Genomic DNA, 19,845 nt, shown 5'->3' on the forward strand with positions numbered 1-19,845 from the left:
GGGTCCTTCGTGACAGACATCATCGATCCCGCCGTGAGCACCTCCGGCGGGTCCGCCCGCGGCGCCGGGATCTCGGCGCTCCGCCTGCCCGAGCTGCAGGCGATGGCGTCCGAGCTGGGCGTCAAGGGCACCTCCAAGATGCGCAAGGGCGACCTCGTCCAGGCCATCTCGGACGCTCGCGGGGGCTCGCGCCCCCAGGCGCTCGAGCCGCGCCGCACCGAGAGCAGTGCAAGCACAGCCGTCGCCGAGGCGCCCGTCCGGACCGCCCGCGCGCCCCGCAACCAGGCTCCGCAGCTCGACCTCGATGTCCCCACGCAGTCGGACCGCGCGCCGCGCGGCGACGCGCCGAAGGGTGACGCCCTGGCCGGTCTCGAGGCCGCTCTGGACGCCAAGCTCGCGCCCGTCGACGACCGCGCCGGCCGCGCGGCCGACGCCGTCGGCTCCGTGACCGGCGAGCGCCGCTCGCGCCGTTCGGGCCGCGGCGCCGGTGCCCCGCAGGGCGGCGACGACGCCGACCAGCAGGCCATCGGTCAGCAGCAGAACGGCCAGCAGCAGAACGGCCAGCAGAACGGGCACCAGGGCGTTGCGCAGCAGGAGCGCCAGCAGGCCAACGGTCAGCAGGACCGCCAGCAGGGCAACCGCCAGCAGGGCGGCAACCAGCAGGACCGTCAGCAGGGCCAGCAGAACGGCCAGCAGGGCGGCCAGCAGCAGAACCCCAACCAGCAGCAGCAGCGTCGCGAGTTCACGGACGGCGACGACACCGAGGAGCGCGGCGGTCGTCGCCGGCGCTCGCGCGACCGCTACCGCGACCGTGACCGTGACCGCAAGACGCGGGGCACCCGCCGCCCCGGCCCCGGCGAGATCGCGGGTCTCGACGACATCGAGGTCAGCGAGGACGACGTCCTGCTGCCCGTCGCCGGCATCCTCGACCTGCTGGACAGCTACGCGTTCGTGCGCACCACGGGCTACCTGCCCAGCGCGAACGACGTGTACGTCTCGCTGAACCAGGTGAAGCGCTACGGCCTGCGCCGCGGCGACGCCGTCACGGGGGCGGTCCGCCAGCCTCGCGAGGGCGAGCAGCCGCAGGCGCCGCAGGGCAACCGGCCGAGCAAGTTCAACGCGCTGGTCCGTCTGGACTCGATCAACGGTGCCGAGCCCGACGCGGCCAAGAACCGCCCCGAGTTCAGCAAGCTGACGCCGCTCTACCCGCAGGAGCGCCTGCGCCTGGAGACCGAGCAGACGAAGCTGTCGGCCCGCGTGATCGACATCGTCGCGCCCATCGGCAAGGGCCAGCGCGGCCTCATCGTCGCGCCGCCCAAGGCCGGCAAGACGATCATCATGCAGCAGATCGCCAACGCGATCACCACCAACAACCCCGAGGTCCACCTCATGGTCGTGCTCGTCGACGAGCGCCCCGAAGAGGTCACGGACATGCAGCGCACGGTGAAGGGCGAGGTCATCGCCTCGACCTTCGACCGCCCCGCCTCGGACCACACGATCGTCGCGGAGCTCGCCATCGAGCGCGCCAAGCGGCTGGTCGAGCTGGGCCAGGACGTGGTCGTGCTCCTCGACTCGCTGACCCGCCTGTCACGGGCCTACAACCTGGCCGCTCCGGCGTCCGGGCGCATCCTCTCGGGTGGTGTCGACGCCTCGGCGCTGTACCCGCCCAAGCGGTTCTTCGGCGCAGCCCGCAACATCGAGAACGGTGGCTCGCTCACCATCCTCGCCTCGGCGCTCGTCGAGACCGGTTCCAAGATGGACGAGGTCATCTTCGAGGAGTTCAAGGGCACCGGGAACATGGAGCTGCGGCTCTCGCGTGGCCTGGCCGACAAGCGCATCTTCCCGGCGGTCGACGTCAACGCGTCCGGCACCCGCCGCGAGGAGATCCTCATGGCGCACGACGAGCTGAAGATCATCTACAAGCTCCGTCGGGTCATGGGTGCCCTCGACCAGACCCAGGCCATCGAGCTGCTCATCGGCAAGCTGCGCGAGACCAAGTCGAACGTCGAGTTCCTGCTCCAGGTCCAGAAGACGACGCCCGGCAGCGAGTGATCGCCCCGGCCTGACGACGGCCCCCACTCCTCCGGGAGCGCGGGGCCGTTGTCGTCGGGCGACCACGAGCGCCCACCTCTACAGTGCAACGGTGGTCGCGCGCGCGGGTGCCGCTCGTAGTGTCGGCGCCGTAGCCTCACTGATCCTGGCCGCGGCCGCGCTCGGCGCCTGCAGCGCGAGTGCCCCGCCGCTCACTGTGACGGTGACGCCGCACGAGAGCCTGCTCGACGAACCGATCCATGTCCGGGTCTCAGGCGCCCCGTCGGGCGCCCCGACGACCGTGGCGGTCGAGTCGACGGACCGCACCGGCGCCGTGTGGCGTTCGTCGGCGACCTTCGTCGCGGACTCCCGCGGCGAGGTCAACGCCGACGTGGACGCCAGCACGGGCGGCACGTACACCGGCGTCGCGGCCACGGGCCTGGTCTGGTCGATGCGCCCGGCCAGCGGCCGCGACTCGGGCTATATCTGGCAAACCTTCGGCCCGTCGACGTTCACGGCGACCGTGCGCGCGGGCGGATCGACGGCGTCGACGACCTTCGAACGGGCTCTGACGACGACCCGGCTCAGCGGGCGCAGCCCGTCGCTGGCCCTCGACGGCTTCGTCGGGCGCTTTCTGTCGGGGCCGGTTGGTGCAACCCCGCGGCCGGCGGTGCTCGTCATCGGTGGATCCGAGGGCGGTGTGGACACCCTCATGGCGGCGATGCTCGCGATGCGCGGGTATCCCGCCCTCGCGGTGGCCTACTTCGGTGAACCGGGCCTGCCTCAGAACCTGTCCGCCATTCCCCTCGAGTACTTCGAGCGCGCCCTCGGCTGGCTGGCCGCACAGCCCGGCGTCGACCCGGCGCGGATCGTCGTCCTCGGCGGCTCGCGCGGCAGCGAGGCGGCTGAGCTCCTCGGTGTGCACGATCCCGACCAGGTGCACGGTGTGATCGCTGCGTCGCCGAGCGACGTCGTCGGGTGCTCCATCCCCGCGTGCGACGGTCCGGCCTGGACCCTCGGCGGTGCGGCGGTCCCGTACACGCGAACCTGGGGCGACCCGCACGCCTCCGACAACCCCCAGGCCGTGATCCCGGTGGCGACGATCGGCGGCCCCGTGCTGTTCGTGTGCGGCGAGGCGGACGACATCTGGCCGTCCTGCGAGTTCTCCCGGGCGGCGACGGCCGCGCTCGACGCCGATCCGGCGGCACCGAGGCACGAGCTCGTGGCGGTGCCCGACGCCGGGCACCTGATCGACAGCCTGTATCCGGGAGAGCCGGGTGTGAGCTCGGATTGGACCCCCGCAGAGCAGGCCAAGGATGAGCCGGCGCTGCCGGACGTCTGGCGGCGCGTGCTGGCCTTCCTGGCAGCGGTGTGATCGCAGGGCCCGTCGCACGTCGCCCCCGAGCACGGTCGCTCGTCGCCGACCGCCCGTCCCGGTCGCCGAGCGCAGGGTCTATGTCCACCGCGCTGGGCCACCGACCACCGCGGTCGGCGACAGACGAGCGCGCCCGCGGGCGGGCGCCGGTCCGGTGGACCGGCTAGCGTGCGGCGTGTCCGTCTCGCGCGCAAGGGAGCCGATCAATGTCGAAGTGGACCACGTCCCCGCGGGAGGCGCTGCGGGCCGGGAAGGGGTTCGACCTGGCGGCGTTCGATCCGTCGTCGCGACCCGGCTGGGACCATTCACGTGCGGCCGGCGAGGCGCGCCTTGCCAAGAACGGCGTGCGGCTGGGCGAGCTGCAGGAGCGGCTGTTCGCGGACGGTCGCACGGGCGGCACCCGGTCGGTGCTGCTGGTGCTCCAGGGTATGGACACCGCGGGCAAGGGCGGGATCGTGCGGCACGTGATCGGCCTGGTCGATCCGCAGGGCGTCCAGCTCAAGTCGTTCGGGGTGCCCACCGAGACGGAGCGCGCCCAGCACTACCTGCAGCGGATCCGTGACGGGCTGCCGACGCCGGGCCACATCGGCGTGTTCGACCGGTCGCACTACGAGGACGTGCTGGTGGTCCGCGTCAACGAGCTCGTGCCGCGCGAGGTGTGGGAGCCGCGGTACGACGAGATCAACGCCTTCGAGAAGGAGGTCGTCGACGGCGGGACGACGATCGTCAAGGTCGCGCTCATGGTGTCGCCGGCGGAGCAGAAGGCGCGGCTGCGGGAGCGGCTCGAGCGCCCGGACAAGTACTGGAAGTACAACCCGGGTGACCTCGACGTCCGCACGCAGTGGCCGCTCTACCAGGAGGCCTACCAGGCGGTCCTGGACCGCACGAGCACCGAGCACGCCCCCTGGTACGTCGTGCCGGCGGACTCCAAGTGGTACGCGCGGATGGCGATCGGGCGGCTGCTGCGCGAGGCGCTCGAGGACCTGGACCTGGGCTGGCCACCGGCGGACTTCGACGTCGAGGCGGAGCTGGCGAGGCTCGACGCGCAGCCGACGTGACCGAGGTCATCCCGGGCCGCGCGCGGGATGATTTCGAGGCACTCCGCTGTTCTGGCACAATGGTTCGCTGGTCTGCGGTTCACCGGCGCCGTGTCGTGCGTCCGGACCCGGAGACATCCACCCAAGGAGAAGTTCTGTGAAGGCTGACATCCACCCCCAGTACGTGACCACCGAGGTCACCTGTACCTGCGGCAACACGTTCACCACGAAGTCGACGGTGACCAGCGGCAAGATCCACGCCGACGTGTGCAACGCGTGCCACCCGTTCTACACGGGCAAGCAGAAGATCCTCGACACCGGCGGCCGTGTGGCCCGGTTCGAGGCGCGCTACGGCAAGAAGGCTGCCAACTAGCAACCTCACAGCGCCGGTGCCCCGGCGCGGACGACTGCCCTCCATGGCAGTGTCCGCGCGGGCACCGGCGCTGTGTCGTTGTCGGGAGCCGCACCCAGCCGAAGGAAGAACATGAGCGAGGCATTCGCCGCCGCCGAGCCGCTGCTCGCCGAGCACGCGCAGATCGAGGCGCAGCTGGCCGACCCCGCGGTGCACGCGGACGCCGCCAACGCGCGCAAGCTCGGCCGCCGGTACGCGGAGCTCGGTCAGGTGGCGCAGGCGTACACCGCCTGGAAGGCCGCGAGCGACGACGCCGAGGCCGCCCGGGAGCTCGCCGAGGTGGACGAGGGCTTCGCCGCCGAGCTGCCGTCGCTCGAGCACGCCGCCGTCGTCGCCGCGGCACGGCTGCGGGAGGTCCTCATCCCGCGCGACCCCGACGACGCGCGTGACGTGATCCTCGAGGTCAAGGCGGGGGAGGGCGGCGAGGAGTCGGCGCTGTTCGCGGCGGACCTGCTGCGGATGTACACGCGCTATGCCGAGAAGATGGGCTGGGCGACGCAGCTGCTGGGCGCCACGGACTCCGACCTCGGCGGCTACAAGGACGCCCAGCTGGCCATCAAGAGCCGCGGCACCGTCGCCCCGGAGGACGGGGTCTGGGCGCACCTGAAGTACGAGGGAGGCGTCCACCGCGTCCAGCGCGTCCCGGTCACCGAGTCGCAGGGCCGGATCCACACCTCCGCGGCCGGCGTGCTGGTTTTTCCCGAGGTCGAGGACGAGGCCGAGGTCGAGATCGACCCCAACGACCTGCGCATCGACGTGTACCGGTCGAGCGGCCCCGGCGGCCAGTCGGTCAACACCACCGACTCCGCGGTGCGCATCACGCACCTGCCGACGGGCATCGTCGTGTCGATGCAGAACGAGAAGTCGCAGCTGCAGAACCGTGAGCAGGGCATGCGGGTACTGCGTGCCCGGATCCTGGCCGCCCGGCAGGAGGAGGCGGCGGCCGCCGCCAGCGAGGCCCGGCGGTCGCAGGTCCGTACCGTCGACCGCTCCGAGCGCATCCGGACCTACAACTTCCCGGAGAACCGCATCGCGGACCACCGCACCGGCTACAAGGCGTACAACCTCGACGCGGTGCTCGGTGGCGACCTCGCCCCGGTGGTGCAGTCCGCGATCGACGCCGACGAGGCCGCGCGTCTCGCGGCGGCGGGAGACGCGTGACGACCGACGGCGAACGTCCGACGACGGACGACGGACACGTGTCGACGAGCGGCGGCGCGACCTCGGCCGAGAGCGCCGCCGCCGGACGCCGGCCCAGCGTCCGCGACCTTGTCGAGGGCGCAACGCGGCTGCTCGGCGAGGCGGGCGTGCCGTCGCCGCGCCACGACGCGACCGCGCTCGCGGCGCACGCGCTCGGTCTCGACCGCCTGGAGCTCGCCCTCGCGCCACCTGTACCAGAGGGGTTCGCCCCGATGTACGCAGGCCTGGTCGAGCGTCGCCGCAACCGCGAACCGCTGCAGCACCTGGTCGGCTCGACGGGCTTCCGGTACCTGACGCTGCTGGTCGAGCCCGGCGTCTTCGTGCCGCGGCCCGAGACGGAGGTCGTCGCCCAGGTGGCGATCGACGGCGCCGCGACGACGCCCGGCCCGCTCGTCGTCGACCTGTGCTGCGGTGCGGGCGGCATCGCGATCGCGGTGGCGTCCGAGGTCCCCGGCTCGACCGTCGTCGCGGTGGACCTCTCGCCCGAGGCGGTCGCGCTGACCAGGAAGAACGCGGCCCACAACGGTGTCACCAACCTCACGGTCGAGTGCGGCGACGTCGCCGACCCGACGCTGCTGAGCGCGCTCGACGGCACCGTTGACGTGCTCGTCGCCAATCCGCCCTACATCCCCCCCGACGCCGAACCGGTGGACCCGGAGGTGCGCGACCACGACCCGGACCTGGCCCTGTACGGCGGCGGTCTGGACGGCCTCGAGGTCCCGCGCGCGGTGCTGCGCGCGGCCGCGCGGCTCCTGCGGCCCGGCGGCCTGCTCGTGATGGAGCACGCCGAGGTGCAGGACGCGGCCGCCCGCGCGGACGCGCAGGCCACGGGCGCGTTCGAGCAGATCGAGTCGCGCGACGACCTGACGGGGCGCCCGCGGATGCTGGTCGCGCGCCGGAACTCGACCGGCTCGTGAAAGACTCGGCGCCGTGAACGAGCGCATCACGCCGGCGAGCGACCCCGCGACCTGGGGCCCCGCCATCGACGAGGCGGTCAACGTCGTCTCGCGCGGGGGCCTGATCGTCCTGCCCACCGACACCGTCTACGGGATCGGCGCCGACGCCTTCACGCCGCCCGCGGTGCAGGCGCTCCTGGACGCCAAGGGTCGCGGCCGGCACATGCCGCCGCCGGTCCTCATCGCCGACGTGGCCACGCTCGACGGGCTGGCCATCGACGTGCCGGTCGGCGCGCGCGCCCTGGCGACGCAGTTCTGGCCCGGCGGGCTGACGCTCATCGTGCACGCGCAGCCGTCGCTGGCCTGGGACCTCGGCGAGACCAACGGCACGGTCGCGCTGCGGGTGCCGGACCACCCCACGGCGCTCGCGCTGCTGCGGCGGACGGGTCCGCTGGCGGTGTCCAGCGCGAACACCACGGGCAACCCCGCGGCGGTCACCGCCGAGGGCGCCTACGAGCAGCTGGGCGATGTCGTGTCGGTCTACCTCGACGCCGGCGACGCCCCGGGCCAGGTCGCCTCGAGCATCGTCGACGCGACCGGGGGCACCCTGCGCCTCGTGCGCGCGGGCGCCGTCAGCCTCGACCAGCTGCGCGAGATCGCGGACGTGGAGGCACCCGCTTCGTGAGGGTCTACCTGCTCGCCCTGTTCATCGCGGCGTCGGTCGCCTACCTGACCACGCCCCTGGCCCGCTGGTTCGCGCTGCGCTGGGGAGCGATCACGGCGGTCCGTGACCGCGACGTGCACGCGGTCCCGACGCCGCGGCTCGGTGGCATGGCGATGTTCGCGGCGATCCTCGTGGCGGTCGTCATGGTCAGCCGGCTGCCGTTCCTCGAGAGCGTGTACGCGAACCCCCGTGCCCTCGTGGGCATCGTCGGCGGTGCGGGCATGGTCTGCGCGCTGGGCGTCGCCGACGACATCTGGGACCTGGACTGGCTCACCAAGCTCATGGGGCAGGTGCTTGCCGCGGGCTTCCTCGTCTGGCAGGGCGTCCGCCTCTACCAGCTCCCGATCGGTGGCGGGATCGTCGGCTCGGGCGGGCTGTGGACGTTCCTGACCATCCTCACGGTCGTGATCGCCATGAACGCGGTGAACTTCGTCGACGGCCTCGACGGGCTGGCGGCCGGGGTGCTCGCGATCGGCGGTACCGCGTTCTTCCTCTACGCGTACCTGCTGACGCGGGACGTCAACTCCGGCACCTATGCCTACGCCAGCCTCGCTGCCCTCGTGCTCGTCGTGCTGGTGGGTGCGTGCGTCGGCTTCCTCCCGCACAACGTCTACCCGGCCCGCATCTTCATGGGGGACTCGGGTGCCATGCTGCTCGGCTTCGTCTTCTCGGCGGCGGCGATCGTGGTGACCGGGCAGACCGAGCAGGTGCTCGACCGGCAGCGGTTCCCCGCGTTCCTGCCCATGGTGCTCCCCTTCGCGGTGCTGCTGCTGCCGCTGCTGGACATGGGGCTGGCGATCATCCGACGCGTCGGCAAGGGCAAGTCGCCGTTCCACCCGGACCGCATGCACCTGCACCACCGGTTGCTGGCGCTCGGCCACTCCCACCGTCGTGCCGTCGCGATCATGTACGTCTGGACGGCGGTCTTCGCGTTCGGCGTCGCCGCCCTGTACGTCTGGTCGACGACGACGGTGCTGCTCGCGTGCGGCGTCGCCGTCGTCGTCGCCACGATCCTCACGCTCGGGCCGCTGCGCGGCCGGGCGGCCGCACCGTCCTTGGAGTCCACGCCGTGACCGGTCCTACGACACCCACCCCGTCCCTGTCGCCGACCGGGGCCGACCGGGTGTTCCGCCAGGCGCTGCGCGACATGTTCGTCCTGCTCGGCATCCTGACGGTGATCGGAGTGATCGTCGGCTACCTCGTCGACGGGATGGCCGGCGTCTGGGGTGCTCTCATCGGGGTGCTCGTCGCGCTGATCTTCTCGGGCACCACGGTGATCTCGGTCTGGCGGACCTCGAGGTCGAACCCGACGACGATGCTCGCGGTCCTGATGGGTGCGTGGCTGGGCAAGATCATCGTGGTCATCGTCGTGCTGGCCTCGATCCGGCACCTGGACTTCTACAACCCCCAGGTGCTCGCGATCGTGCTCATGGTGGGGGTCATCGGGTCGGCGATCCTCGACGCCCGGGCGGTCCAGCGCGGGCGCCTCACCTACTTCGACGAGGTGCCCGCCCAGAACGCCGTCCAGGAGCCGTCCGACGGCTCCGCTCCGGGTCCGGACCAAGCGGCTTCATAGGTTAGGCTTCACCCCATCCACGACGGCCCGACGCCGTGCTTGTGCCTGCAGCGACGCGGCATTCGGCGCACACGACCACCAGGAGAACGCCCTGTCCAGCCTTGCGACGATCCTGCCGCTCGCCGCGGATGACGGTAGCGGTGGCTTTCACCCGCCCTCGCTGATCGACTTCTTCCCGCCGGCCATCTGGTTCGAGGGCACACCGTTCGAGATCAACCGGATCATCCTGGTCCGCTTCATCTCGGTGATCGCGCTGTTGTTGATCTTCGTCATCGGCGCCCGCCGCGCCAAGCTGGTGCCGGGTCGGTTCCAGAACCTCCTTGAGCTGGGGCTCAACTTCGTCCGCGTCCAGATCGTGTACGAGATCCTGGGCGAGAAGGACGGCAAGAAGTACGTCGGGATCATCACGACGATCTTCTTCGGGGTGCTCTTCTTCAACATGACCGGCGTGATCCCGTTCCTGAACATCGCGGGAACGTCCGTGATCGGCCTGCCGATCATCTTCGCGCTGTGGGTCTATGTGCTGTACCTGTCGCAGGGCGTCAAGAAGTTCGGCGTCGGCGGCTACCTCAAGCACAGCCTGTTCCCGGCGGGCGTCCCGTGGTTCGTCTATCCCCTGTTGACGCCGGTCGAGTTCCTGCAGGTGTTCATCCTGCGCCCCGCGACACTGGTCATCCGGCTGCTGGCCAACATGCTCGCCGGCCACCTCCTGCTCGCCCTCTGCTTCGCGGCGACGTCGTTCCTGCTCTTCCACGCGTCCCCGGGCCTCAAACCGTTCGGCGCCGTCACGTTTGTCGCGGGCTTCGGCTTCTACCTGCTCGAGGTGTTTGTCGCGGCACTCCAGGCGTACGTGTTCGCCATCCTGACCGCTGTCTACCTGCAGATGTCGATCACCGAAGAGCACTGATCGACGCACCCACCGCGACGGGCTGATCCCCGGACCGTCGCCCGCAACGGACGCGCCGAGCGGCGCGTAGATGAAAGGAAACCAGGTCCCATGCTCGCAGCAGCAACAGACGCCACCACCACCATCAACGGGCTCGCCCTCGTCGGATACGGTCTGGCGGCCATCGGCCCCGGCATCGGCCTCGGCATCCTGTTCGGCAAGACGATCGAGGGCATGGCGCGCCAGCCTGAGATGTCCGGCCAGCTGCGCTCGACGATGTTCATCGGTCTGGCGTTCATCGAGATCCTCGCGCTCCTCGCGATCGCCACTCCGTTCTTCTTGAAGTGATTACCGCGCAGCTCGTCGCTGCCACGACATCCCTGGCAGCGGCAACCGACACCGCAGACCTGAACCCTCTCCTGCCCGAGCCGTACGACATCCTGTGGTCTGCGGTCATCGTCCTGATCATCGCGGTCGTGTTCCTCAAGTACGTCCTGCCCAGGTTCCAGTCCGTGCTCGACGAGCGCACGGAGAAGATCGAGGGCGGTCTGGAGCATGCCGAGGTCGCCCAGGCCGAGGCGGCCGCGCTGCGTGCCGAGTACGAGCAGCAGCTCGCCGACGCCCGGACGGAGGCTGCCCGCATCAAGGAGGCGGCTCGCGTCGAGGGCGGGGCCATCTCCGCGGAGATCAAGGCCAAGGCGACGGCCGACGCGGCCCGTACGGTCGAGACGGCCCAGCGCCAGATCGAGGCCGAGCGTCAGCAGGCGTCGGTCTCCCTGCGTGCGGACGTGGGCGCCCTGGCCACCGAGCTCGCCTCGAAGATCGTGGGCGAGTCCCTCGAGGACACGGCCCGCCAGTCGCGCGTCGTGGACCGCTTCCTGGCTGACCTCGAGGCCTCGACGGCCGCAGCGTCTGCGGCCAAGGAGAACTGATGCGCGGAACGAGTCTCGCTTCTCTCGAGGCGGTGCAGGAGCGGTTCGAACCGGTCCTGACCGCCGCGGGTGAGCAGGCGTCCGGCCTGGGTGAGCAGCTGTTCGCCGTCGTCGACGCCCTGGACTCCTCGGGAGCGCTTCGTCGGACCCTGTCCGACCCCGCACTCCCGGGCAAGGCCAAGGCCGGCGTCGCCGCGGCCGTGCTGGCACGCTCGGACGCCCGCGTCGTGGCCGCGGTCTCGGACCTGGTCAGTTCGCGGTGGACGTCGCAGGACGACCTGGGCGATGCGGTCGAGATGCTCGGCTTCGACGCGCTGCTCGCGTCCGCGGAGGCAACGGGCGAGCTCGAGCTCGTCGAGGACGAGCTCTTCCGCATCACGCGGCTGCTCGTCGGACAGCGGCAGGTGCGAGCCGCGCTGTTCGACGCCCGGGGCACCCGGGAGAACCGCGTCGCGCTGGTGAACAGCCTGCTGTCGGGGCGCGTGAGCAACGTGACGCTCGAGGTGGCCCGCCGGGCGACCGCCGCACCGCGCGGAGAGCGGTTCGTCGCGACCCTCGGTCGCGTGGCCGAGCTGGCCGCGAACCGTCGCAAGCGGCTCGTTGCCGGCGTGACCTCGGGCAGCGAGCTCTCCCAGGCGCAGATGGACCGGCTCGGTGCGGTCCTGCAGCAGGCCTATGGGCGCGAGCTGCAGCTCAACGTGACCGTGGACCCCGAGATCCTCGGCGGCCTGCGCATCCAGGTGGGGGCGGACGTGGTCGACTCGACCGTGCTCGCCCGGCTCGCCGACGCACGACGACAACTTGCCAGCTGACGGTCGGCCTCGGGCCGTCCGCGTGAACGACGTGAACGAATCGACGACTGCGCACCGCGTGGTCACGACAGGAGAAGAGCAATGGCTGAGCTGACGATCCGGCCGGACGAGATCCGGGCCGCGCTGGACAGCTTCGTGAAGTCCTACGAGCCGAGCGGCGTCGTGTCGGAAGAGGTCGGTCGGGTCACCCTGACCGCCGACGGCATCGCCCAGGTCGAGGGACTCCCGGGCGCGATGGCGAACGAGCTGCTCCGCTTCGAGGACGGCACGCTGGGCCTCGCGCTCAACCTCGACGTCCGCGAGATCGGCGTCGTCGTCCTGGGTGAGTTCGCGGGCATCGAGGAGGGCCAGGAGGTCCGCCGTACGGGAGAGGTCCTGTCGGTCCCCGTCGGCGACGGCTACCTCGGTCGTGTCGTCGACCCGCTGGGCCAGCCGATCGACGGCCTGGGTGAGCTGGTCACCGAGGGTCGCCGCGCGCTCGAGCTGCAGGCCCCCGGGGTGATGGACCGCAAGTCCGTCGAGGAGCCGTTGCAGACGGGCCTGAAGGCGATCGACGCGATGATCCCGATCGGTCGCGGCCAGCGTCAGCTGATCATCGGGGACCGTCAGACCGGCAAGACCGCGATCGCGATCGACACGATCATCAACCAGAAGGCCAACTGGGAGACCGGCGACGAGAAGAAGCAGGTCCGCTGCATCTATGTCGCCATCGGCCAGAAGGGGTCCACCATCGCCGCCGTGCGCGGCGCACTGGAGGAGGCCGGCGCCCTGGAGTACACGACGATCGTCGCGGCCCCGGCGTCCGACCCGGCCGGCTTCAAGTACCTCGCGCCGTACACCGGCTCGGCCATCGGCCAGCACTGGATGTACGCGGGCAAGCACGTCCTGATCGTCTTCGACGACCTGTCGAAGCAGGCCGAGGCCTACCGTGCCGTGTCGCTGCTGCTGCGTCGCCCGCCGGGCCGTGAGGCGTACCCCGGTGACGTCTTCTACCTGCACTCCCGCCTGCTCGAGCGTTGTGCCAAGCTGTCGGACGCGCTCGGCGGCGGGTCGATGACGGGTCTGCCGGTCATCGAGACGAAGGCCAACGACGTCTCGGCGTACATCCCGACCAACGTCATCTCGATCACTGACGGCCAGATCTTCCTGCAGTCGGACCTGTTCAACGCCGACCAGCGCCCGGCCGTCGACGTCGGCATCTCGGTGTCCCGCGTCGGCGGTGCCGCCCAGGTCAAGGCGATGAAGAAGGTCTCCGGCACGCTGAAGCTGGACCTGGCGCAGTTCCGCTCGCTCGAGGCGTTCGCCATGTTCGCCTCGGACCTGGACGCCGCGTCCCGTGCGCAGCTGACCCGCGGTGCGCGCCTGATGGAGCTGCTCAAGCAGGCGCAGTACACCCCGTACCCGGTCGAGGACCAGGTCGCCTCGATCTGGGCCGGCACCAAGGGCAAGCTGGACGACGTCCCGCTGGCCGACGTGCGCCGCTTCGAGACCGAGCTGCTCGACCACCTGCGCCGCAACACCGAGGTGCTCTCCACCATCGCGTCCACCGGCAAGCTGGAGGACGAGACGGAGAAGGCGCTCGGCGACGCGATCGACGAGTTCCGCAGGGGCTTCCTGGTCGGCGACGGCACCACGCTCGTCGGCTCGCTCGACGACGGCGCCGACGTGGACGTCGAGCAGGAGCAGATCGTCCGGCAGAAGAAGGGCTGACCGTGGCAGGTCAGCAGCGCGTCTACCGGCAGCGGATCCGGTCGACACAGTCGCTGAAGAAGATCTTCCGCGCGATGGAGCTCATCGCTGCCTCGCGCATCGGGAAGGCGCGGGACCGCGTGACGGCGTCGACGCCGTACTCGCGCGCGCTGACCCGGGCGGTCTCGGCGGTGGCGACGCACTCCAACGTCACGCACCCGCTGGTCACCGAGCGCACGGACACGAACCGCGTGGCCGTGCTCGTCGTGACCTCGGACCGTGGCATGGCCGGCGCGTACTCGGCCAGCGCGATCCGTGAGGCCGAGCGCCTCATCGGTCGGCTGACCGAGGAGGGCAAGGAGCCGGTCGTCTACGCGACCGGTCGTCGTGCAGTCTCGTACTACGCCTTCCGCGGTCGTGAGCTGGCGGGCCAGTGGACCGGCAACTCGGACGCACCGTCGGTCGACACCGCGAACGAGATCGCCGACGCCCTGCTCACGGCGTTCGCCGCGCCGGCCGACGAGGGCGGTGTCTCGGAGCTGCACGTCGTGTTCACGTACTTCAAGAACATGGTCACGCAGACCCCCCGCCTCATCCGGCTGCTGCCCCTCGAGATCGTCGAGGGCGTCGAGCCGACCGGCGACGACGAGATCGCGCCGCTGTACGAGTTCGAGCCGTCGCCCGAGGACGTCCTGGACGCCCTTCTGCCGCGGTACGTGCGCAGCCGCATCTACACCTGCCTGCTGCAGGCCGCGGCGTCCGAGCTGGCTGCCCGCCAGCGTGCGATGCACACCGCCACCGAGAACGCGGAGGACCTGGTGCGCATGTACACCCGGCTCGCCAACCAGGCCCGCCAGGCCGAGATCACGCAAGAGATCAGCGAGATCGTGTCGGGCGCCGACGCGCTCGCCGGCTGATCTACCGAGACCCTTCCGAGAATCCAACCGGAGAACAACATGACTGCCACCACCACCGAAGCTGCCGTCGAGCACGCCTCCGGTCCCGGCGTGGGCCGCGTCGCCCGGGTCATCGGGCCCGTCGTCGACATCGAGTTCCCGTCCGACCAGATCCCCGAGCTCTACAACGCCCTCAAGGTCACCATCGACCTGTCGGCGCAGGGCGAGGGCGAGGCCGACGGCGGCGTCGAGATGACGCTCGAGGTCGCCCAGCACCTCGGCGACTCGCTGATCCGCGCCATCGCGCTCAAGCCGACCGACGGCCTGGTCCGCGGCGCGCTCGTGCGCGACACGGGCGAGGCGATCAGCGTCCCCGTCGGCGACGTCACCAAGGGTCACGTCTTCAACGTCATCGGTGAGGTCCTCAACCTGAAGGAGGGCGAGAAGCTCGAGATCACCGAGCGCTGGCCCATCCACCGCAAGCCCCCGGCCTTCGACCAGCTCGAGTCGAAGACCCAGATGTTCGAGACCGGCATCAAGGTCATCGACCTGCTGACGCCGTACGTGCTCGGCGGGAAGATCGGCCTCTTCGGCGGCGCCGGCGTCGGCAAGACGGTGCTCATCCAGGAGATGATCCAGCGCGTCGCGCTCAACCACGGTGGCGTGTCGGTGTTCGCCGGTGTCGGCGAGCGCACCCGTGAGGGCAACGACCTGATCGTCGAGATGGAGGAGGCGGGCGTCTTCGACAAGACGGCCCTCGTCTTCGGCCAGATGGACGAGCCGCCGGGCACGCGTCTGCGCGTCGCCCTGTCCGCCCTGACGATGGCGGAGTACTTCCGCGACGTGCAGAAGCAGGACGTGCTGCTCTTCATCGACAACATCTTCCGGTTCACGCAGGCCGGTTCCGAGGTGTCGACGCTGCTCGGCCGCATGCCGTCCGCGGTCGGCTACCAGCCGAACCTGGCCGACGAGATGGGCCTCCTGCAAGAGCGCATCACCTCGACGCGTGGCCACTCGATCACGTCGCTGCAGGCCATCTACGTGCCCGCCGACGACTACACCGACCCGGCCCCGGCCACGACGTTCGCGCACCTGGACGCCACCACCGAGCTGTCGCGCGAGATCGCCTCGCGTGGTCTGTACCCGGCCGTCGACCCGCTGACCTCCACCAGCCGGATCCTCGACCCGCGGTACGTCGGCCAGGCGCACTACGACGCCGCGACCCGCGTGAAGTCGATCCTGCAGCGCAACAAGGAGCTCCAGGACATCATCGCGATCCTCGGTGTCGACGAGCTGTCGGAGGAGGACAAGACGGTGGTGGCCCGCGCCCGCCGCATCCAGCAGTTCCTCTCGCAGAACACGTACATGGCCGAGAAGTTCACCGGTGTCGTCGGGTCGACGGTGCCGCTGAGCGAGACGGTCGAGGCCTTCGGCAAGATCGCCGACGGCGAGTTCGACCACATCGCCGAGCAGGCCTTCTTCAACATCGGCGGCCTCGAGGACCTCGAGCGCAACTGGGCCCGCATCCAGAAGGACTACGGCGTCTGAGTTTTCTTGCCGGGGCGCCGTCGAGAGACGGCGCCCCGCCCATTCTTTCGAGAGGAGTGCTCATGGCAGACATCGAGGTCGAGATCGTCGGCGCCGAGGGCAAGCTCTGGTCCGGCACCGCGTGGCAGGTCTCGGCGAAGGCCGGCGAGGGTGAGATCGGCATCCTGGCCGGTCACGAGCCCGTGCTCTCCGTGCTCAAGCCCGGCGAGGTCCGGGTGTTCGCGGAGCGCGGCAAGCAGCCGGAGCGTTGGCAGGTCGAGGGCGGGTTCCTCTCGTTCGACTCCAACCACCTGACGATCGTCGTCGACGACGCCGTGGCCGGCGCCCGACCCGCTCCCACGGCGCACTGACACGTGAGCGGGGTGGTCGTCGCGCTGCTGCTCGGCGCCGCCCTGCTCGCCGTCGTCACCGGCCTGCTGTGGCTCTCCCGGGTCCACACCCTGGACCGCCGGGTGGGCTCGTTCCACTGCTGGGAGGCGACGAGCCCCGATGGTCCGTGGACCGCGGGCGTCGCGCAGTACGGCTCGGCCACCCTGTACTTCTGGCGGCGCTGGTCGCTCGCGCCCCGTCCGCACATCCGCTGGAACCGCGTCGGTCTGTCCGTCGTCGAGCGGCGCTGGCAGGACCCGGACGCGACGTCGGGGGATCGCCTGGTCGTCGCGACCTGTCGGTCGCAGAGCGACTTCTACCTCCTGCTGAGCGCCGAGGCCTACACGGGCCTGACGTCCTGGATCGAGGCGACGCCCTCGCGCGTCAACTCCGTCACCTGACAGAAAGCACACCCTGATGCGCCTCGTCGTCGCCTCCTGCTCGGCGCGCTACAGCGGTCGACTGAACGCCCACCTGCCTCTGGCCACGCGGCTCCTCGTCGTGAAGGCCGACGGGAGCGTGCTCCTGCACTCCGACGGCGGGTCGTACAAGCCGCTGAACTGGATGAGCCCGCCGTGCACGCTGGCTGTCTCGGACCCGTCCGACGAGTCCCGCACGGCCGGCGTCACCCAGGTGTGGACCGTCCAGCACCAGAAGTCGGACGACCGGCTCGAGATCGAGCTGCACGAGGTCCAGCACGACTCGGCGCACGACCTCGGCGTCGACCCCGGCCTGGTCAAGGACGGCGTCGAGGCCCACCTGCAGGAGCTGCTCGCGGCCCAGATCATCCTGCTCGGCACCGGCCACACGCTGGTGCGCCGCGAGTACCCGACCGCGATCGGCCCGGTGGACATCCTGGCCAAGGACCCGGCGGGCGGCACCGTCGCCGTGGAGATCAAGCGCCGCGGCGACATCGACGGCGTCGAGCAGCTGACCCGCTACCTCGAGCTGCTCAACCGCGACCCGCACCTCGCACCGGTGCGCGGCGTGTTCGCGGCCCAGGAGATCAAGCCGCAGGCCCGCGTGCTGGCCACCGACCGGGGGATCGGCTGCCTGGTCCTGGACTACGACGCCATGAAGGGCGTCGACGACAGCGGCACACGCCTGTTCTAGGGGCGGTCCCCGGTCGGTCCGTGCCGCGCCGTGGCCGACCGGGCCTGACCCGGTGCGCGAGGATGGTGGCGTGAGCGAACCCCTCGTCCTGCGCGGACGCCTGGTGACCCCCCGCGGCATCGTCGACGACGGAGCGGTGGTGGTCGACGACACGACGATCGTCTGGGTCGGGCCGTCGGACGGGCTGCCGCCGGCGTGGGTGCTTCCGGAGGCGACCGAGGACACGTTGCTGCCCGGTCTGGTCGACCTGCACTGCCACGGCGGCGGGGGAGCGAGCTTCCCGGACGCGACCGACGTGGCAACGGCGCAGACGGCCGTCGACGAGCATCGGCGGCACGGGACCACGAGCTTGGTCGCGTCCCTTGTCACCGCGCCGCGGGACCTCCTGCTGACCCGGACCGCGCTGCTGGCGGACCTCGCGGACGCCGGCGAGATCGTGGGGATCCACCTCGAGGGACCGTTCCTCTCCGCCGACCGCTGCGGCGCGCAGAACCCCGCCGACATGCTCATCGGGGACGCGGCCCTTGCGCGGGAGGTCGCGGACGCCGCGCGCGGGCACCTGGTCACCATGACGATCGCCCCGGAGGTGCCCGGGGTCGTCGACGAGGTCCTGCCGGCACTCGTCGACGCGGGCGCGGTCCCGTCGGTCGGCCACACCGATGCGTCGGCGGAACAGGTCGAGGCGGCCGTCAACCGCGGTTTCGACCTGTTGGCCGCCACGAGCAACCGGCGCCTCACCGCGACGCACCTGTTCAACGGCATGCGTCCGCTGCACCACCGCGACCCCGGCCCGATCGCCGCGTGCCTGGCCGCGGCGGCGCGCGGGGAGCTCGTCGTCGAGCTGGTGGCGGACGGCACCCACCTGGCCGACGCGACGGTCCTGTCGGTGTTCGACCTGCTCGGCGCCGGGTCGATCGCCCTGGTCACCGACGCGATGGCCGCGGCCGGCATGCCCGACGGCGCCTACCAGCTGGGCCCGATGGGCGTCGTCGTGGACGGCGGGGTGGCCCGGCTGGCGAAGGGTGGCGCGATCGCCGGGGGTACGGCGCACCTGATCGACGTCGTGCGCACGGTCGTCGCCGCGGGGGTGCCGCTCGAGGATGCGGTGCTGTCGGCGGCGACGGTCCCGGCGGACGTGCTGGGGCGGCGGGACATCGGCGCGCTGGCTGCGGGCCGGCGCGCGGACGTCGTCGTCACCGACGCCGATCTGCGCCCGCTACGCGTGCTGCGCGACGGCGAGTGGCTATAGCGCGGCCGTCGTCTCCCGGACGGTGAGCTCGGGCGCGAGCAGGCGGCTCTCCGGCGTCTGGCCGTCGTCCAGCCGGGACATCACCATCTCGACGGCCACCGCACCGATCCGTGCGGCGGGGATGTCCACGGCCGTGAGCTGCTGCGGCTGACCGGTCGCGACGTCCTGCGGGCACACGGCGACCACGGACATGTCGCGCGGCACCTCGATGCCGCGCTCGCGCAGCCCGGCCAGCACGGCGGGCAGGGCGACCTCGTTGTGGACCACGAGCCCCGTCACGCCGGGGAGCCGGTCGAGCACCCGGTCCAGCGCGGCGACGGCACCGGCGTGGGACGACTCGCACGGCTCGAACACGGCCTCGACGCCCAGTCGCTCGGTCTCGGCGCGGAAGCCGTTGACCATGCGCAACGCGTACGTGGTGTGCCGGTCGAGGACCACGCGGGGCGACCCGATGAGTGCGACGCGACGGTGACCGAGCCCGACCAGATGGTCCACGGCGGTCCGGGCGACGGCCTCGAAGTCGAGGTCCACGCACGAGAGGCCCGAGGCGTCGCGGGGGAGCCCGATGAGGACGGCCGGCTGGCGCTGTCGGCGCAGGATCGGCAGCCGCGGGTCCTCGGCCTCGACATCCATCATGATCACGGCGTCGACCATCGAACCGGCGGCCACCCGCTCGACACCCGCGTGGTCGTCCTGGGTGAGCAGCAGGACGTCGTGCTCGAAGTCGCGGGCGCGGGTCACCACGCCGGTGACGAACTGCATGATCACGCCGACATTGACGTCGACGCGCAGGGGCGCCATCAGCGCGAGCACGTTGGTCCGCTGCGAGGCGAGCGCCCGGGCGCCCGCGTGCGGCCGGTAGCCGAGCTCGCGCACGGCCTGCTCGATCCGCTCGCGCGTCGACGCCGAGATCGGACGCTTGCCCGACAGGGCGTAGGAGACGGTGGAGACCGAGACCCCGGCAGCGCGCGCGACGTCGTCGATCGTGGTCACGGCGTTCCGCCTCCTTCGGCTCGGGCCGGACACACCGGCGCCGGGAGAAACCCTAGCGGGCGGTCCGCGGGTGACGTCCCATGTCAGAGCGGTCAAGCGAAGCGCTT

At 71.2% G+C, this 19,845-nt stretch carries 21 protein-coding genes; 20 read left to right on the plus strand and 1 reads right to left on the minus strand.

All coding sequences use genetic code 11. From position 1 onward, the window contains the following. Positions 1-9 precede the first annotated feature (9 nt). From rho to ACPPVS_RS04105, 20 genes are all read left to right on the plus strand, one after another. Positions 10-2,052 (plus strand): transcription termination factor Rho, encoded by a 2,043-nt coding sequence (gene rho, locus ACPPVS_RS04010; protein WP_426594703.1) that lies wholly within the window; start codon positions 10-12, stop codon positions 2,050-2,052. 91 nt (positions 2,053-2,143) lie between these two features. Continuing rightward, positions 2,144-3,406: an acyl-CoA thioesterase/BAAT N-terminal domain-containing protein gene (locus ACPPVS_RS04015; protein WP_426594704.1), complete on the plus strand. Its 1,263-nt coding sequence runs from the start codon at positions 2,144-2,146 to the stop codon at positions 3,404-3,406. Between the two features lie 206 nt (positions 3,407-3,612). Then, positions 3,613-4,464 carry a polyphosphate kinase 2 family protein gene (locus ACPPVS_RS04020; protein ID WP_426594705.1) on the plus strand — a complete coding sequence of 284 codons (852 nt, stop codon included), beginning with the start codon at positions 3,613-3,615 and terminating at the stop codon, positions 4,462-4,464. 136 nt (positions 4,465-4,600) lie between these two features. Continuing rightward, positions 4,601-4,816 carry a 50S ribosomal protein L31 gene (rpmE, locus tag ACPPVS_RS04025; RefSeq protein ID WP_426594706.1) on the plus strand — a complete coding sequence of 72 codons (216 nt, stop codon included), beginning with the start codon at positions 4,601-4,603 and terminating at the stop codon, positions 4,814-4,816. A gap of 111 nt (positions 4,817-4,927) precedes the next feature. Continuing rightward, positions 4,928-6,016 (plus strand): peptide chain release factor 1, encoded by a 1,089-nt coding sequence (gene prfA, locus ACPPVS_RS04030; protein ID WP_426594707.1) that lies wholly within the window; start codon positions 4,928-4,930, stop codon positions 6,014-6,016. Positions 6,017-6,054: 38 nt separating this feature from the next. Further along, positions 6,055-6,972, plus strand: coding sequence for a peptide chain release factor N(5)-glutamine methyltransferase (gene prmC / locus ACPPVS_RS04035; protein ID WP_426595878.1), 918 nt, complete (start codon positions 6,055-6,057; stop codon positions 6,970-6,972). A gap of 13 nt (positions 6,973-6,985) precedes the next feature. Continuing rightward, entirely contained in the window at positions 6,986-7,636 is a 651-nt protein-coding gene (locus ACPPVS_RS04040) for an L-threonylcarbamoyladenylate synthase (protein ID WP_426594708.1), read from the plus strand. Next, complete coding sequence (locus ACPPVS_RS04045; protein ID WP_426594709.1) at positions 7,633-8,748, plus strand: glycosyltransferase family 4 protein; 1,116 nt, start codon at positions 7,633-7,635, stop codon at positions 8,746-8,748. Before ACPPVS_RS04040 ends, ACPPVS_RS04045 begins: the two co-directional genes overlap by 4 nt. Beyond that, positions 8,745-9,251 (plus strand): hypothetical protein, encoded by a 507-nt coding sequence (locus tag ACPPVS_RS04050; RefSeq protein ID WP_426594710.1) that lies wholly within the window; start codon positions 8,745-8,747, stop codon positions 9,249-9,251. Before ACPPVS_RS04045 ends, ACPPVS_RS04050 begins: the two co-directional genes overlap by 4 nt. Positions 9,252-9,495: 244 nt before the next feature. Beyond that, on the plus strand, positions 9,496-10,158 hold the full coding sequence (gene atpB, locus ACPPVS_RS04055) for a F0F1 ATP synthase subunit A (protein ID WP_426594711.1): 663 nt from the start codon (positions 9,496-9,498) through the stop codon (positions 10,156-10,158). A 90-nt stretch (positions 10,159-10,248) separates the two neighbouring features. Further along, the gene (gene atpE / locus ACPPVS_RS04060) at positions 10,249-10,485 is read left to right on the plus strand and encodes an ATP synthase F0 subunit C (RefSeq protein WP_426594712.1); all 237 of its coding nucleotides are present in this window, start codon (positions 10,249-10,251) and stop codon (positions 10,483-10,485) included. Continuing rightward, positions 10,485-11,069: a F0F1 ATP synthase subunit B gene (locus ACPPVS_RS04065; protein ID WP_426595879.1), complete on the plus strand. Its 585-nt coding sequence runs from the start codon at positions 10,485-10,487 to the stop codon at positions 11,067-11,069. Before atpE ends, ACPPVS_RS04065 begins: the two co-directional genes overlap by 1 nt. Beyond that, positions 11,069-11,881 carry a F0F1 ATP synthase subunit delta gene (locus ACPPVS_RS04070; protein WP_426594713.1) on the plus strand — a complete coding sequence of 271 codons (813 nt, stop codon included), beginning with the start codon at positions 11,069-11,071 and terminating at the stop codon, positions 11,879-11,881. Before ACPPVS_RS04065 ends, ACPPVS_RS04070 begins: the two co-directional genes overlap by 1 nt. A gap of 81 nt (positions 11,882-11,962) precedes the next feature. Then, a complete protein-coding gene (gene atpA / locus ACPPVS_RS04075; RefSeq protein ID WP_426594714.1) occupies positions 11,963-13,591 on the plus strand; it encodes a F0F1 ATP synthase subunit alpha in 1,629 nt (542 codons plus the stop codon). Between the two features lie 2 nt (positions 13,592-13,593). After that, positions 13,594-14,487: a F0F1 ATP synthase subunit gamma gene (locus ACPPVS_RS04080; protein ID WP_426594715.1), complete on the plus strand. Its 894-nt coding sequence runs from the start codon at positions 13,594-13,596 to the stop codon at positions 14,485-14,487. Between the two features lie 39 nt (positions 14,488-14,526). Next, positions 14,527-16,014: a F0F1 ATP synthase subunit beta gene (gene atpD / locus ACPPVS_RS04085; RefSeq protein ID WP_426594716.1), complete on the plus strand. Its 1,488-nt coding sequence runs from the start codon at positions 14,527-14,529 to the stop codon at positions 16,012-16,014. 62 nt (positions 16,015-16,076) lie between these two features. Next, positions 16,077-16,364, plus strand: a complete 288-nt coding sequence (locus ACPPVS_RS04090) for a F0F1 ATP synthase subunit epsilon (protein WP_426594717.1) — start codon at positions 16,077-16,079, stop codon at positions 16,362-16,364. Between the two features lie 3 nt (positions 16,365-16,367). Then, positions 16,368-16,784 carry a DUF2550 family protein gene (locus ACPPVS_RS04095; RefSeq protein WP_426594718.1) on the plus strand — a complete coding sequence of 139 codons (417 nt, stop codon included), beginning with the start codon at positions 16,368-16,370 and terminating at the stop codon, positions 16,782-16,784. 16 nt (positions 16,785-16,800) lie between these two features. Then, a complete protein-coding gene (gene nucS, locus ACPPVS_RS04100; RefSeq protein WP_426594719.1) occupies positions 16,801-17,496 on the plus strand; it encodes an endonuclease NucS in 696 nt (231 codons plus the stop codon). A 70-nt stretch (positions 17,497-17,566) separates the two neighbouring features. Next, the gene (locus ACPPVS_RS04105) at positions 17,567-18,745 is read left to right on the plus strand and encodes an N-acetylglucosamine-6-phosphate deacetylase (protein ID WP_426594720.1); all 1,179 of its coding nucleotides are present in this window, start codon (positions 17,567-17,569) and stop codon (positions 18,743-18,745) included. Here the strand turns inward: ACPPVS_RS04105 and ACPPVS_RS04110 are convergent. Further along, complete coding sequence (locus ACPPVS_RS04110; RefSeq protein WP_426594721.1) at positions 18,740-19,738, minus strand: LacI family DNA-binding transcriptional regulator; 999 nt, start codon at positions 19,736-19,738, stop codon at positions 18,740-18,742. The genes ACPPVS_RS04105 and ACPPVS_RS04110 overlap by 6 nt on opposite strands. Positions 19,739-19,845: the final 107 nt, after the last annotated feature.

The organism is Cellulomonas sp. McL0617 (genome assembly GCF_049994875.1).
Classification (GTDB): domain Bacteria; phylum Actinomycetota; class Actinomycetes; order Actinomycetales; family Cellulomonadaceae; genus Cellulomonas.